This is a genomic window from Pseudomonas sp. 25 R 14 (assembly GCF_900004755.1).
Classification (GTDB): domain Bacteria; phylum Pseudomonadota; class Gammaproteobacteria; order Pseudomonadales; family Pseudomonadaceae; genus Aquipseudomonas; species Aquipseudomonas brenneri.
In genome coordinates this window covers 1-15,382 of the sequence record NZ_CVTS01000056.1, presented here as the reverse complement: position 1 = coordinate 15,382, position 15,382 = coordinate 1, and the positions used below count along the sequence as shown (strand labels likewise).

Here is a 15,382-nt window from a genome sequence, read left to right as displayed (position 1 = left end):
TATCTCCTACTTGGGACGAATCAGGCCGTCTCGATATGCCGCGCCCGTTTCTCGAGCAACTGCTCGCGGACGCACATCCAGGCTCGCTTTAGAGAGTGCGCGAGATGATTTCTTTCATGATTTCGTTGGTGCCGCCGTAGATGCGATTGGCACGGGTATCGAGGTACAGACGCGCAATCGGGTACTCCAGCATGTAGCCGTAGCCGCCATGCAGTTGCACGCACTCATCAACGACCCGTGAGCACATCTCCGAACACCAGAGTTTGGCCGTGGCAGCTGCATCGATCTGTAAGCTCTTTTGCAGCACCAACTCCAGGCATTTATCGATGTAGACCCGCCCGATCTGCACCTCGGCGCGAAGCTCTGCGAGCTTGAACCGGGTGTTCTGAAAGGCCGCTATCGGCTTACCGAAGGCTTGCCGCTGCTTGACGTACTCCACCGTGTGCGCCAATGCATTTTCGGCAGCCGATACCGTCATCACGCCAATAATCGTGCGTTCCCAGGCCAACTCATGCATCAGCATCAAGAAGCCCGCCCCTTCGGCCCCCAGGAGATTCCCCTTGGGGACTCGCACGTCATTGAAAAACAGTTCGCAGGTGTCCTGACCACGCATGCCCACCTTTTTCAGCGGCTTGCCCTTACTGAAACCTTCGCTCTTGGCATCGACCAATAACAACGAAAGGTCCTGCGCCCCTTTGCCAGAGTTTCCGGTCCTGGCCACGACGATGACCATGTCACTCAACAACCCGTTGGTGATGAACGTCTTGGAACCATTGAGTACGTAGTGATCGCCATCCAGTACCGCGGTAGTCTTGACGGCCTGTAGATCGGAACCCGTGCCCGGCTCAGTCATCGCAATGGCGCCAATCACTTCACCAGAAGCCATTCTGGGCAGCCAAGCCTGCTTCTGCTCATGGGTACCGCAGTTGTTGATGTAGTTGGCGACAATGTCCGAATGCAGGCCGAATCCGGTGGCTGAATCACCGACTCGAGACTGCTCTTCAATCAGTACCACGCTGTAAAGACGGTCTACACCTGCACCGCCATATTCCTCAGGCATGGTGGCGCAAAGCAGCCCCAACTCTGCGGCCTTTGTCCACAACTCGCGATCAACACATTGTTGTTCCTCGTAGCGCTCCAGATTAGGCGCCACTTCTTCCTCGAAAAAACGTCGGACAGTATTGCGAAATGCCTCGTGGTCCGCGCTGAACAGGGTTCTCGGAACCATAGAACTGACAGGATTAGGGAAGTGTTCGGTACTCATGACTAGCCTCCAGAGTGGTTCTTATTGTTGTCAGAAACTTACATAACATACGTTCAACATGTTTGTTAACAAAATATCCGCCCGATGCATTGCTGTCAAGCTCTGCTCATCAGAAGCTCAACTTTTTTCAGAGCCGCAGAAGCACGCTCATGGCCTTGCCATCCGGCTTCAGGTGGACAAACTGGATCAATGCGATAGCCCCTCCTGGTGACTCAGAAGGGCACCATCAAAACGACAACTTATTACATCGAAGGGAGGAGGTGAAACGTGCAGTCGCTAAAAAACCTGACACTTACAACGCGCATCAAACAGATGGAAACCACAGGTCAGACACGTCCCTGTGTCGAACCCAAAGTGGCTTTACCTGATAGCGAGCGCCGCTTCCTTAAGCGATCACGATTTGGCTGGCGGACAGGTCACCCATATTCACGCCCACCAATGTCACCGAGTCGTCACCGAACACCAGCTTTACCCCCTCATCGACAGAGACCGCATGGTGGGTCCAGCTATCATTGGGCTCATAAGCTTGAACCCCCATAAAGACAAGTTTGTCTGTAGAGGAAAACCCAGCAACGGTGTCATGCCCGAAGTCCTTGGCGAACAACAGCGTATTAAAGTTGCCACCTGACTGTATCAGGTCGTTCCCCGCCCCCCCGACGATGTTCGTCGCACGACCACCGATGAGGGTGTCATTACCACCATGGCCAAACAGCCATTCGTTTTGGTTAACCGCCACCAGCGTATTGTCAGCGGCATTACCATTCAAAGATTTCGCGTAGGCGGTGAGGCCACCGGCATACTTGAGCCCCTCTTGGGTAACGTCATAGGATCTGTCCTGACTGAGAAACAACAAGTAGGACTCCTTGGTCTTGAGCACTTCAATATCGGAAGCGATACTGATCGCGCCAGCAGTGTCTTTTACATACAAATTACCCGCACCATCGTTAGCCACTTTAAAATTGCTCAATGATTTCTGTAAGTCAAAGGTGTCCCGACCCTCCCCACCAGAAATCAGATTGTAGCCACCGGCATCTCGAAAAATATCGTCCCCCCCCCGCCCTTCCAAGTAATCAACACCGCTCCCCCCCTTGATCAGATCCCTACCCTCACTCCCCAAAATCAATGTCGGCCCAACATGGGGCTCGGCATTTCGATTGAGGTCTGTCACCCAGGTGTCCACTTTTGTGGGCTCTGACAATTGAGCAACAATGATCGTGGAGTTCTGCGACGTCAGGTCATAGAATTCCGACCCTGCAATACGGCTAAGACCGTCTCCATAGAATGACGGAAAGTGCGCTGTTAAAGTCGAAAGATTCAATACACTAAAGGGCAATATATTCCACACCCCCAAGGCGTACTCATCGTTAAAACTGACAATATTATTGGTCGCCGACTCTTTTGGAGTGTCATGAACACCTAGAAATTCAGACAGACTCCCGGCTGCAAGCCTAAGCGCTGGATCATTTTCATAACCCACATTCAACACTTTATCCAAACCGTCATACATCGTCGGAGAGGCGTACGCTATATAATTGGAGTTGCTATAAAAGCCACTCCACTCCTCTTCACTCAAAGCCGCTAAGCTATTGACTGCCATGCCTCCCAAGCTGTGACCTGTCACGACAACGTCTTCACCCGTCAAACCCTTCGACAATGCATATTTCACAACATCACCCAGCAATACATCAAACGCACTTTTCATGTACTGCTTCGCGTAGCCATCAGGGTCAGCGAACATTTTAAGATCATTGACTATGTCACCCAACGAGTCCGTCAACAAGCTCTCTCTTGGTCCGCTTGTCCCCCTAATAGCGAGACCAATAGACGTAAGCTCACCAGCAGCATCATATTTTCCCATGACATCCATTTGAGCCGTCGTAAAACCAGGCTGCTCACCGTAATACGTACCGCGCACATCAACTGTCCCATTGTAGCCCAGGGCTCCACTGCTAATCGGTTGCCAACCCGCAGCCTGAACAGCCTCCAAGGCTTCTTTTTCAGAGTCTGTATTCCACGGAATACCAGGAACCAGCCCTTGTGAAGACGAACTACCAAAAATCGCCTGAACCAATGCCAGTGGCAAACCCAGCCCAAACCCATCCTTTTGATAGCCTGATGCAAAACCATCATCAAAGCCGTGATATGAATACATCGTCAGCGCCAACGCATCGGAAAAAAGCAAAGCCGATTCGTTTGCCGTCAAATCCTTATAGCTAAACACACCCATAATCACCACCTCAACCAAGTTAAAATTCGGTTTGATTTAGACCAAATTAAGTTCAGCCCCAGAACACAGCCGCACACTAACTTCCACCGCTGAAAAATTCAAAAAGGCTCACACCACTAAATCAAACACCAATGACAATTCCATTACAAACCAAACCGTCAATCAGAAACGATAGGTAAACTGTGTTCCCAAACCTATTGCGCTACTCTTAAACTTTGCACTGTAGGCCGGCTGAATCTGAATACCTGATAACTCACGGCTCTCCGCATCCACTCGACCAGCGCTCTCCTGAATATAGGCCAATGCCACATCAATCGTTGTATCGTCATTGGGAGACCAACCAGCCCCCACAGCAAATATCTTTCGATTACTAACAGGTATGCGTACATTCCGCTTAGCATTGTTAGTCGGCGACGCATCATAGGCATAACCCGCTCTAAACACCCATTGCTTATCCAGTTGGTAGGAAGCACCCAGGCTGTATGACCATGTATTTTCCCAATTCAAAGGCTCTTCGGAAATTGCAAAAGGTGAGCTGGCGGGGGCATCATTAACCACTTTCACTGTTTCCAGTCGACTCCAGCGTGTCCAGGCTGCCCCCCCGTGAAGTGTCCAACGGTCATTTAAACGATACGTCAGTGAGCTGTCGATTACCTCAGGCAAAGTAATATCTATCTTGGCGCCATAACGGTTGTCGAACATACCTCCCGGGGAGTTTTTTATCTCAGTTCGCCCCTTAATATTAATTTTGGTCTTGGAGTGATAGGTCAGCCCCCACGTCAAGTCTTCAGAAAGGTCCCACATCATGCCAATGTTGTAGCCAAACGTTGTATCGTCGCCTTTGACATCGACGCCCATTTCGCCGCTCCCACCCAAGCGACGATTCAACGCAGAAGTATTCAGTTCACTTTTTAGTTGGCCGGTGACACGACTGATTGTCGGGCCAAAACCAATGGAGAATCTGTCATTGAATTTGTAGCTCAAGGTGGGCTGCAAGGTAACCATGACCACCTTGCTGAACGATGCATGCGATCGCCCCTGAAAGCTGCTCTCATAATCACCGATAATTCCGGTCGGAGCGTAAAGACCAATCCCGAAGTGCCACCGATCGTCCAGCGGAGTGACGTAGTAACCGAAAGGCACACCAGACAGCGGCACCATATCGCCTTTATTCGTACCCGGGTTGCGGTTACTTTCAGTGTCACTGATATCCGTTTTAGCGCTAATCAACGTTAGTCCTCCTGACACCTCTGCCCGTTTCAACTTTGACATCCCTGCCGGGTTACCGAACACGGTGCTTGCGTCCAAAGCAGAGGACGCACGTCCGGCATAAGCAGTCCCCATTGCACTGACGCTTTGCTCATTAATCGTAATGCCATTGGCCACAGCATCGACAGATGCCACGCACAGCGGCACACAGAGCACGCTCAACAATTTTTTCATTTTGAGTAGTCCTATTTTTATTTTTATGGAACGGCACAACGTTTAAAAAACTGGATACGACTCCTGCATGACTCCCCCTGTGCACAAGACGCCAACCCTTGCAGGTTGAAGCAGCACCTCTTAGGTCTTGAGGTCATTTTTCAACAAAAAAACTTACATAACATACGTACAACATGTATAGTAACCTCTACTCACCCCCAAGCCTTGTCAAGGAAAATATGACGAGTAGGAAAAATCCTCCTTTGAAAGGTTTTCATCGCCAAACCATTGGTTGTATGTTCAAGAACCTAACGAACAGACGGGGCCAAATGCCCCACCCGGATTGCTATCCAGCCAGTTGCCAGTAGGAACTGCCATGACAGAAACACAGGGAACATCCCCAAAAAAACGCAGGACCCAGAACGAGCGCAGTGAAACCATGCGCCTACGGCTGATCGAGGCCACCATGACGTGCCTGGAAAACGAAGGCTATGCCGCCACGACGATCAGCAAAATCGTGGATGTTGCAGAGGTTTCCCGAGGGGCGCCGATGCACCACTTTTCCAGCAAGGCGGCGTTGATCGTGGCCGCCGCCGAGCACGTCATTAATCATATCTACCTGGCGATGGGACAGGTTTACCTCAACATGGAGGCTTCCAGCGGGCAAGAACGGCTGCATGACATGGTCATGGCCTCTTGGCGCAAAGTCTTCAGCGGCAGCAAGTTGCATGTCCTGCTAGAGATATTGGTCGCAAGCAAACAAGACGCAGAACTGGCCACCCGCCTGCAACAGCTTTGGCACAGTAGCTACCAGTTCACGCGAATTGCCTGTGAACACTACTTCGAACCGCTCTCGCAAGAGTTTAAAGTTCATAAATTGATGGTACTGACCCAGTGGCTACTCAGAGGAATGGCTGAGGACCGCTACCTCAACTCTGAGACGTTCTTTGAGCACTACCTCGAAACCTGGGTGCAGCTCATATCTCCCCATATTCAGGCCAAACCAGGCGGGCAACCCTACTCCGAAGAGCAGGTCGAACAGCTTCACCAGATCAAGATAACAACGAAAACAGAGCACTGATAACACGCGACCACGTACTCATGTCATACAGATGAAATCAGCACCGTATACCACTGGATCCCGTCTTTACCCACTCACGTAATTGGAGAACAGACCATGACCCGAAAGCACCACATTCTGCTTGTTCACGGCGCATGGGGCGATGCCTCGCATTGGCAGCATGTCATCCCCCTCCTGCACAAAGCGGGTTTCAAAATCAGTGCGGTACAAAACCCTTTGAGTTCTCTGCCCGATGATGTCAAACGCACCCAACGCCTTGCAGAAGAGATCGCCGAGCCAGTGATTCTGGTCGGTCACTCCTATGGAGGGATGGTCATTAGCGGCGCAGGTCACGCAGAAAATGTGGTGGGCCTGGTTTACGTTGCCGCATTTGCTCCGGATGAAGGTGAAACACCTGCCGACCTCTTCAAATTGCGCGCCCCACCACCGGGGGCCCAGTACCTGAAGCCCGACAAAAGCGACTATCTCTGGATAGATCAAGATCACTTCCACGAGTCGTTCTGCCAGGACCTCGACGCAACCGAGGCCTTGGTCATGTCCATCACACAAAAGCCGATTGCCATGCAGTGCTTCGCGGACAAAGCCGGCAAACCAGCCTGGAAGGACAAGCCCAGTTGGTATCAAATCTCCACCCAGGACCGAATGATTCCGCCCGAAACCGAACAGTGGTTCGCCCAACGCATTGGTGCACGCACAGTGATCTCACTCGACTCAAGCCATGCTTCGCTGGCCTCGCACCCCAAAGAGATTGCAGACTTTATAATCACGGCTTCAGAAGCCCTGTAGTCGCGTGCCGACCAGCTGGATGTAGTCCGGCTGGTTGGCACCTGAATAGCCCAAACATAGTCCGCCCGACATACCTGAGTGTGCTCTGGTGCAACATCAGGCCTCGATGGCCCAGATAGCCGTTGATAACCTGAAAAACCCCGCCAACCAACCCATGCCTCTCCACCCAGCGCCGGAAGTTCAGGACAAGACTTCATCGCAGTTCTGGCTGACCAGACTCAACAACCTCTGAGGAATGAGTCGTCGAAAGCCTGCGCTTTTGGAGTTTTTCCAGGATAGTCAGAGCCCCCTCTTTCGCAGGTCGCTAGGCCTTTCGCCCGTCCAGCGTTTAAAAGCCCGAGTGAATGCCGCTGGATCGGTATAACCCAGTATTTGCGCAATTTGTTGCAAGCTCAAATGCCCCGCTTTGATCAGCTCCAACGCCCGGCGCCGTCGTGCATCATCCAGCAAAATCTGAAAGCTGCTGTTCGATTCGCTGAGCCTGCGTTTCAGCGTACGCTCAGACAGGCAGAGCTTGCTCGCGACCTCATTGAGACAGGGGTAACCCTCAACGCCCGGCTGCAAAGCCGCCCGTACACGTGGAACGATATTCGAAGCCTCCACCATTACCAGCGTAGCCACTTCTTTTTCCAGTTGGGTCAATGCATGTTTGACTGCATGAGGATCAGCCATGACCAGTGGCAAGGAGAGAAAGTATCGGGGGAAGCGGATCTGATTGAGCGTCTGCCTGAACTCCCAATGTGGCAGGCTCGCCTGATATTCATCGAAATAAGCAGGCCTGGCCCAATCGACATGCACACTCAAACCGGTCAGGCCCCGCCCGATGAGAAAGGCCATGTTCTGGCAGGAAGAAACAAGAAAGGCTTCAAAAAAAACCTGCCGCATGGTGCCGAAGTCATAGGTCTCCTTAAGGGTGATGACGACCTCTTCGTCTCGAACCTCCACGATCTGGGTAAAGTCGTTGATCAGCAGGGATTGGTATTTGTACAGGACCTGCATCGCCTCAGCGAGGGTCGCACAACTCATGATGGCGTACCCCAGAAATCCGTGCGAGGTAGGACGAATCAGCATGCCGTATTCCATGCCAATATCATCCCTGCCACTCAACTGGACCAAACGCTTTGTAATCAGACCTGCCTGCCGTGTCGTGATCCGGGCATCCAGCTGCTCCAGCATCGCCTGACTCAAGCCGCTTCCACTCAACAACTCCGACTCGGAAATACCTCGGCCAGCACCGATCTGCAGCAGGTGCCGTATGTATGTTATTGAAATTCCGTATGAGTGATTTGCCACACCCGATCTTTTCATACCCGGAGCTTGACCAGTTTGGCCTGATTTATCAAGTATTCTGGCATAACCGTCACTGACCGAAATCTGAAAAATGGCCACATAGTCACTCTGCCCAATGAGTGGAGTGGCTTGAAATGATTTCACGTACCCTGTTTAGCTCCGAGCATGAAGAATATCGCCGTCAGGTCAAGCGTTTCCTGACCGATGAGATCATGCCTCACCATGAGCGCTGGGAAGACCAGCAGCATGTGGATCGGAGTATCTGGAATCGCGCCCGCGCGCTCGGACATCTCTGCCAGACCATGCCGGAAGAATATGGCGGTGCGGGCGTAGACCGCCTGTTCAGCGTGGTGCAGATGGAAGAGAGTACCAAGGCCGGTGCTTCTGGCCTGGGCTTCGGTCTGCACAGCGATATTGTCGCCAACTACATCAATAACTTCGGTTCCCACGAGCAGAAGCTCAAATACCTACCCGCCATGGCTACCGGCGAACTGGTGGGTGCTATTGCAATGACTGAGCCGGGCACAGGTTCCGATCTGCAGGCCATTAAGACCACTGCGGTACTTGATGGCGATCACTACGTACTCAACGGTTCCAAGACGTTCATCACCAACGGACTGTTGAGTGACATGGTCGTTGTCGTCGTCAAGACCGGCGACTCCTTGAAGGGCGCGCAAAACCTTTCATTGCTGTTGGTCGATGCCAAGAGCGAAGGATTCAGCAAGGGCAAGCCGCTGAAGAAGATCGGCATGAAGGCGCAGGATACCTGTGAGTTGTTCTTCGACAATGTGGAGGTCCCAAGGATCAACTGCTCGGTCAGGAGGGAGAAGGCTTCTTCATGTTGATGAAGGAGTTGGCCTGGGAACGCATGATCATCGCGATTGTATCGGTGGCTGCTGGTGAGGCCATGCTGGAAGAAACCCTGAAGCCCGTTGCCAGCTTCCAGAACAGCCGTTTCAAGCTGGCCGAGATGAAGGCTGAGCTGTCAATCGCCCGCGTCTACGTCGACCACTGCCTTGAACTGGTACTGAAGGGCGAGCTTGGCATCAAGGACGCCGCCACCGCCAAATACTGGTGCTCCGACCTGGTCTGCAAAGTCATCGATGAGTGTGTGCAACTGCATGGTGGCTACGGCTACATGCTCGAATATCCGGTAGCGCGTGCCTACATCGACATACGTGCCTCCCGCATCTATGGCGGCACCAACGAGATCATGAAAGAGATCATCGCCAGAACCCTGTAACCACGTTTTCAACCTCCAATATCAGGAGCTTTATCATGTCTAAAGAATTACGTTTTGATGACAAAGTGGTCATTATCACTGGGGCCGGCGGTGGGTTGGGACGCGAATATGCGCTGATGTTCGGCGCTCGCGGCGCCCGCGTCGTGGTTAACGATTTGGGTGGTGGCGCCCACGGTGGCGGCCAGTCTTCGGCTGCTGCCGACAAGGTGGTTGAGGAAATCCGCACCCTAGGAGGCGTGGCCGTAGCCAACTATGATTCGGTAGAGAACGGCGCCAGTATCGTACAGACAGCCGTGGAGAGTTTCGGCACCGTCGACATCCTCGTCAACAATGCTGGCATCCTGCGTGACTCCAGCTTCCAGAAGATGACGATGGACGACTGGGACCTGATCATGCGCGTCCATCTCAGGGGCAGCATGAGCGTCACTCACGCAGCCTGGGCCATCATGCGCGAGAAGGGCTATGGCCGCATCATCATGACCACCTCAGCCGCTGGCCTCTACGGCAACTTCGGTCAGGCCAACTACTCAGCCGCCAAGCTCGGTCTGCTCGGCCTCGCTAAGACGCTGGCAGTGGAAGGGGCCGCCAAGAATATTCATGTCAATACCATCGCCCCAATTGCCGCCTCACGCCTGACGGAAACCGTGCTGCCACAGGAAGTCCTCAATGGCCTGAAACCGGAATATGTCAGCCCGCTAGTAGGCTGGCTTTGCCACGAGAACTGTGAAGAGAACAACGGCCTGTTTGAAGTGGGCGCTGGCATCATCAATCAGTTGCGCTGGCAGCGGACTAAGGGCGTGGGCTTCCGTCTCTCCAGCCCCATCAATATTGAAGACGTGGCCGCCAAGTGGGATCAGGTGGGAGACTTCACCAACAGTGATTTCCCGACCGCCGTCGCTGACTCTATGGTCACGGCCATGGACAACATCAACAACCCCAAGCTGGGCGGTAATCAGTTCCTCGATCTCGACAAGGCAAAAACCTCCAAACCTGTGATGATCGAAAATGGCTACGACGAACGTGACCTCTCGCTCTACGCCCTGGGCGTTGGTGTCGGCGCAGATCCGTTGAACGTCAAGGACCTGCAGTATCTATACGAGCGTGGCGACAACTTCTACGCGCTGCCCACCTATGGCGTAATTCCGGCCCTGAATGGTTTCATGAAACTGTTGATGGACGGCAAGGAGCTGCCTGGTTTCGGCAATGTGCTGGATCGTGTGCTGCATGGAGAGCAATACACCGAGATCAAGCGCCCACTACCGCCCCACGCTCAACTGCGTCACGAAGCCAAACTGCGTACGGCTTATGACAAGGGCGAGAACGCCATCAGCATCATCGACGTTCACACCTTCGATGAGAGCGGTGAAGAACTGGCCTATAACGAGATCACCTTTTTCCTGCGCGGCTGCGGCGGCTGGGGTGGCGATCGCGGCCCTAGCGCTGATATCAATGTACCACCGGACCGCCAGCCCGACGCCATCGTCGAGGAAAGAATAGGCGACAACCAGGGGCTGCTCTATCGCCTTTCAGGTGACTGGAATCCCCTGCACATCGACCCCGAATTTGCTAAGAACTTCGGTTTCGAGCGCCCCATCCTGCATGGTCTCTGCACCTATGGCTATGTCGGCCGTCATGTCATTCAAAGCTTCCTCGGTAATGATCCGCGCCGCTTCAAGAGCATCAAGGTGCGTTTCGCCAAAAGCGTGTACCCGGGCGAAACCCTGGTCACCCGGATGTGGAAGGAATCAGAGACCCGCATTCTGCTCGAAACACGCGTTAAGGAGCGCGACGAGATCGTTATCAAGAATGCCGTGGTCGAGTTGTATGAACAGATTCCGACCGCCAAGACCGCGGTAAAGGCTGGCGTAGCCGCCGATGCGGTAACGCCGCAATCTACCGGCGCCGATATCTTCCAGGCCATCGGTGCTTACTTTGTACAAAATCCTGCTGAAGTGGCCGCAGCGAACACCGTATTCCAGTTCAATCTGAAGAACCCGGATGCCTCCTGGACCGTCGACGCCAAGCTCGGCAAGGTGGCACCAGGCGCTGCCGACAAACCCGATGTCACGCTGACCGTAGATGAAGAACAATTCATCGGCATGTGCGTAGGTGGCGAAGATGCGCAGAAGCTGTTCTTTGCCGGCAAACTGAAGATCGCCGGCAATATGATGGCCGCCGCCAAGCTGGAATTCCTCAAGAAGATGGATCCCAAGCTTGTTGAAGCCGAAGTTGCCAAGCGTCTGGTAGGTGGTGCCCAGGCATCAACTGCCGCTGCGACCGTATCACAACCGGTGGGCCCTACAGGCGCCGACATCTTCCAGGCCATCGGTGTTTAAGCATTGTCAACCTGGAGGAGCCCGGGCGGGTGCCCCGCTCCTCCAATCATCACCATACCTCCTGCTGCTTCTTCATGAAGCCCATGGAACGCACTAAATCCTGATAATACTCATCGGAGAATAGTTGATGAAAACCAACCCCCTACTTGCCGGCATCCGTGTGCTGGATCTTTCCCGTCTGCTACCGGGCCCCTTCTGCACCCTGTATCTTGCGCAGATGGGCGCCGAGGTGATCAAGATCGAGGAGCCAAATGGCGGCGACTATGCCCGTGCACTCTTCCCAGACCTGTTCGCCCAAGTTAACCGGGGCAAAAAATCAGTGACGCTGGACCTCAAGCAGGCGGACGCCGTGGAGCACCTCAAGGCGCTGGTGGCTGACGCCGATGTACTGATCGAATCGTTCCGCCCAGGTGTCATGGATAAACTGGGTTGCGGCTACGAACAGCTTAAGGCCATCAACCCGCGCCTGGTCTATGCGTCACTGACAGGTTATGGCCAAACCGGTCCCTACGCCAAGCGGCCAGGCCATGATATGAATTACCGCGCCTACACTGGCGAACTGCATCAGACCGGCGTTGCCGGTGGTGATCCCTCCGTGGGTGGGTTCCAGGTAGCCGACCTCGCGGGCGGTGCACTGACGTGTGCAGTCGGCATTCTAGGTGCACTGCTAGGTGCTCGCAGTTCCGGCGTCGGCACCTTTGTCGATGTCAGCATGATGGACGGTACCCTGGCCCTTCAGGTCATCACACTGGCGACTCAGCGTGTCATGGGCGCGCCCCTTGAACGCGGCTGCGACATGCTAACCGGGGCCCTACCCAACTACCGGATTTATCGCTGCGCAGACGACCGCTATATCGCTGTGGGCGCGGTTGAATACAAATTCTTCGTACAGATCTGCTTGGCGGCAGAGCGACCCGACATCATGCAACTGGCCCCTGCTCCCGGGAGGGCCGGCGAACCTCTACGCGAGGCTTTGACGGCCTTGTTCCTAACCCAGCCACGCGATTACTGGGAAGCCAAGATGGCTGATCTGGACACCTGCGTCACCGCTGTGCTGGACCCGGCTGAAGCCCTGCAGAACGAGCAGGTCAGGGCTCGCGGGATGGTGTTGGATGATGCCGGCAAGCCTGCTTTCGACCTGCCCATAAAGTTCACTGATGGACATGTTCAAGTGGGCAGGGCCCCAGACCTGGGCGCCGATAACCAGAGCATTCTGTCAGCCCTGCAAAATCGAGCCGGTGCCTGACCTCTAGATGGAGCCTGTATGAACGCGTATGTCACGACACAACAAGAAGAAGCTCTGTTGCATCGCTTTCAGCACTGGGCGCAGTTGCAGCCCGATCGTCCCTACATGATTCAGCCCATGCCAGATGGTTCGATCCTGAGCATCACATGGGCTCAAGCCTGGTATCAGGTACAGTGCTTTTCGCAGGCCTAGGAACTGCCCCCCGGCAGCTCCATCGGCCTCCTAGGCCGTAACAGTGCACACTGGATACTGGCCGATGTCGGTATCTGGTTAGCAGGACATGTCTGCGTACCGCTGTACCCAACGCTCAATGCAGAAACGGCGAACTACATCATCAAGCATGGCGATATCCGCCTGATGGTCTTGGGCAAACTTGATGGCATAGCCGATAGCTGGAAGCAGATCAAAGACAGCCTGCCGCCCGAACTGCCCCTGATCGGCCTGCCACAGTCACCAAGGACAGACATTACGCAGTGGGACAGTATCATTCGCACACAAGCGCCCCTGGAGAAGCCAACCCTGCCCAGCAGGAATCGGCTGGCCACTATCGTCTATACCTCAGGTAGTACCGGGCGCCCCAAGGGCGTTATGCATAGCTTTGGCAGCATGATGGCTGTCTGCGAATCACTCGGCCAACTCTATAGCATGAGCCAGCATGACCGCCTGCTGTCCTATCTACCCTTGGCCCATGTGGCTGAGCGCGCGGCGGTGGAAGCGCTCTCTCTCTATTTCGGCACTCAGGTGTTTTTCTCCCAAGGCCTGGAGACTTTCCAAACCGATCTCAAACGGGCCAGGCCTACGCTGTTCTTGTCGGTCCCGCGACTCTGGACCAAATTCTACCTCGGCGTCCAAGACAAACTACCGCTAAAACTGCAGCGGATCTTGTTTGCCACGCCAGTCCTATCGGGCCTCGTCAAGCGCCGTATTCTCAAGGAACTGGGCATGGATGCGATTCGCGCGGCCGTCACTGGTTCGGCGCCGCTGCCGGCGGATACCATTCAGTGGTATCGGAAATTGGGCCTGGAACTGCTTGACTGCTACGGCATGTCGGAAAACTTCGGGACCTCCCATGCCAGCCTCCCCGAGGCGGTCCGTATTGGCTACGTGGGCTCCCCCGCGCCCGGTGTGAGTTGCCGCATCTTGAATCGCCCCGGGTTTCGTAGACACCTCCATGCCTTAAAATGAGGCCAATCAGGAGGTGCCATGAGCAACCCGCGTTATCCCGAAGAATTCAAAATCCAAGCAGTCAATCAAGTGACCGAAAAGAAGCTGCCTGTCGCTGAGGTAGCGGCCCGTCTCGGCGTGTCGACGCATAGCCTCTATGCTTGGATAAAGCGCTACAGCAAACCTCAAGAAGAACGGCAGCAGGATGATGATCAGCACGCTGAGCTACGTCGTCTGCGTGCCGAGCTGAAACGGGTGACGGAGGAGCGAGACATCTTAAAAAACCGCCTCCCCGGCACTCCGCGGCCCATTGGGCTAGAAACACTACGTACTACACTTACATTTCTGGACAGTGGTCGCTGGCTTTTTGGAGGCTAAGTCCCCGTCAAAAAACGTGACCCAGGGGAAGCTGCGGACCCGTTAGTGGTGGCGCTTCTATGACCCCGTTTAGGAATGTGATTTGATCCGAGTCCCCGTCCAGTCCTGCCCTTGACTGGAGGTGCGTATGAAAAATTCTGACTTAAAAACCAGAGGGTTACCGGTAATTAATACTCGAGCGGCCGGCATTGATATCGGCTCACGCTTTCATGTTGTCGCCGTTCCAGCGGATCTCGCGCAAGATCCGATTCAAACCTTTAATGCCTTCACCGCTGATCTTGAGCGGATGGCTAACTGGCTGGTGAGCCTCGGCATCTCGACAGTCGCCATGGAGTCGACCGGCGTTTATTGGATTCCGGTTTACGAGATACTCGAAACGCACGGACTTCATGTAGTACTTGCCAATGCCCGCGATGCTCGCGCGGTGCCAGGGCGTAAAACCGACGTGAATGATGCGCAGTGGATTCAACGACTCCATTCCTGCGGATTACTTCGAGCTAGCTTCCGTCCAGATCGCGAAATCTCGGCTTTACGTAGCTATTTAAGATTGCGAGAGCGCCACCTTGACTACGCGGCCGCGCATATTCAGCACATGCAAAAAGCCCTCACACATATGAATCTGCAACTGCACCATGTTGTGGCGGACGTAACCGGAGTGACCGGCATGCGAATAATACGGGCCATTGTGGCCGGTGAGCGAAGCCCGTCAGTATTGGCTGCCATGAGTGATACCCGCTGCAAAGCCGGTATCGATGTCATTAAGGCAGCGCTAGTCGGCAATTATCAACCGGAGCATACATTTGCCCTGTCACAAGCACTGACGATGTATGACGCATACCAAGCGCAACTCCTCATCTGCGATCAGCAAATTGCACAAGTGCTCATCAAGCTTTCGCAGGAAAAGGTGCGTCCGTCAGAACCATTACCTAAACCGCGCCATAAAAC

The 15,382-nt window shown here is 54.1% G+C and carries 11 protein-coding genes and 2 pseudogenes; 9 read left to right on the top strand and 4 right to left on the bottom strand.

Annotation, left to right across the window (positions count from 1 at the left end; genetic code table 11):
• Positions 1-88: 88 nt before the first annotated feature.
• From BFQ03_RS20740 to BFQ03_RS20730, 3 genes are all read right to left on the bottom strand, one after another.
• The gene (locus tag BFQ03_RS20740; protein WP_139115718.1) at positions 89-1,228 is read right to left on the bottom strand and encodes an acyl-CoA dehydrogenase family protein; all 1,140 of its coding nucleotides are present in this window, start codon (positions 1,226-1,228) and stop codon (positions 89-91) included.
• A gap of 421 nt (positions 1,229-1,649) precedes the next feature.
• Positions 1,650-3,491 (bottom strand): polyurethane esterase, encoded by a 1,842-nt coding sequence (locus BFQ03_RS20735; protein ID WP_065943915.1) that lies wholly within the window; start codon positions 3,489-3,491, stop codon positions 1,650-1,652.
• Between the two features lie 162 nt (positions 3,492-3,653).
• Positions 3,654-4,934, bottom strand: a complete 1,281-nt coding sequence (locus BFQ03_RS20730) for an OmpP1/FadL family transporter (RefSeq protein ID WP_065943914.1) — start codon at positions 4,932-4,934, stop codon at positions 3,654-3,656.
• Positions 4,935-5,289: 355 nt separating this feature from the next.
• On the opposite strand from BFQ03_RS20730, the gene BFQ03_RS20725 reads away from it, so the two are divergent.
• Both BFQ03_RS20725 and BFQ03_RS20720 read left to right on the top strand, forming a co-directional pair.
• On the top strand, positions 5,290-5,994 hold the full coding sequence (locus tag BFQ03_RS20725) for a TetR/AcrR family transcriptional regulator (RefSeq protein WP_065943913.1): 705 nt from the start codon (positions 5,290-5,292) through the stop codon (positions 5,992-5,994).
• A gap of 96 nt (positions 5,995-6,090) precedes the next feature.
• Positions 6,091-6,780 (top strand): alpha/beta hydrolase, encoded by a 690-nt coding sequence (locus BFQ03_RS20720; protein ID WP_065943912.1) that lies wholly within the window; start codon positions 6,091-6,093, stop codon positions 6,778-6,780.
• Positions 6,781-7,059: 279 nt separating this feature from the next.
• Here the strand turns inward: BFQ03_RS20720 and BFQ03_RS20715 are convergent, their stop codons facing one another.
• Entirely contained in the window at positions 7,060-8,169 is a 1,110-nt protein-coding gene (locus BFQ03_RS20715) for an AraC family transcriptional regulator (protein ID WP_139115717.1), read from the bottom strand.
• A 35-nt stretch (positions 8,170-8,204) separates the two neighbouring features.
• Between BFQ03_RS20715 and BFQ03_RS20710 the strand changes: the two are divergent.
• The 7 genes and pseudogenes from BFQ03_RS20710 to BFQ03_RS20685 all read left to right on the top strand — a co-directional run.
• Positions 8,205-9,313: pseudogene (locus tag BFQ03_RS20710) on the top strand (acyl-CoA dehydrogenase family protein).
• Positions 9,314-9,348: 35 nt separating this feature from the next.
• Positions 9,349-11,649, top strand: coding sequence for a peroxisomal multifunctional enzyme type 2 (locus BFQ03_RS20705; protein WP_065943910.1), 2,301 nt, complete (start codon positions 9,349-9,351; stop codon positions 11,647-11,649).
• Between the two features lie 127 nt (positions 11,650-11,776).
• Positions 11,777-12,895 (top strand): CaiB/BaiF CoA transferase family protein, encoded by a 1,119-nt coding sequence (locus BFQ03_RS20700; RefSeq protein WP_065943909.1) that lies wholly within the window; start codon positions 11,777-11,779, stop codon positions 12,893-12,895.
• Positions 12,896-12,913: 18 nt separating this feature from the next.
• Positions 12,914-13,087 (top strand): hypothetical protein, encoded by a 174-nt coding sequence (locus tag BFQ03_RS30340; RefSeq protein ID WP_175403910.1) that lies wholly within the window; start codon positions 12,914-12,916, stop codon positions 13,085-13,087.
• Between the two features lie 3 nt (positions 13,088-13,090).
• Positions 13,091-14,080 (top strand): AMP-binding protein, encoded by a 990-nt coding sequence (locus BFQ03_RS20695; protein WP_083204884.1) that lies wholly within the window; start codon positions 13,091-13,093, stop codon positions 14,078-14,080.
• An 18-nt stretch (positions 14,081-14,098) separates the two neighbouring features.
• A pseudogene (locus BFQ03_RS20690) lies at positions 14,099-14,341 on the top strand (transposase); the annotation flags it as partial.
• Positions 14,342-14,564: 223 nt separating this feature from the next.
• A partial coding sequence (locus tag BFQ03_RS20685) for an IS110 family RNA-guided transposase (protein WP_139115678.1) occupies positions 14,565-15,382 on the top strand: 818 nt, incomplete at its 3' end.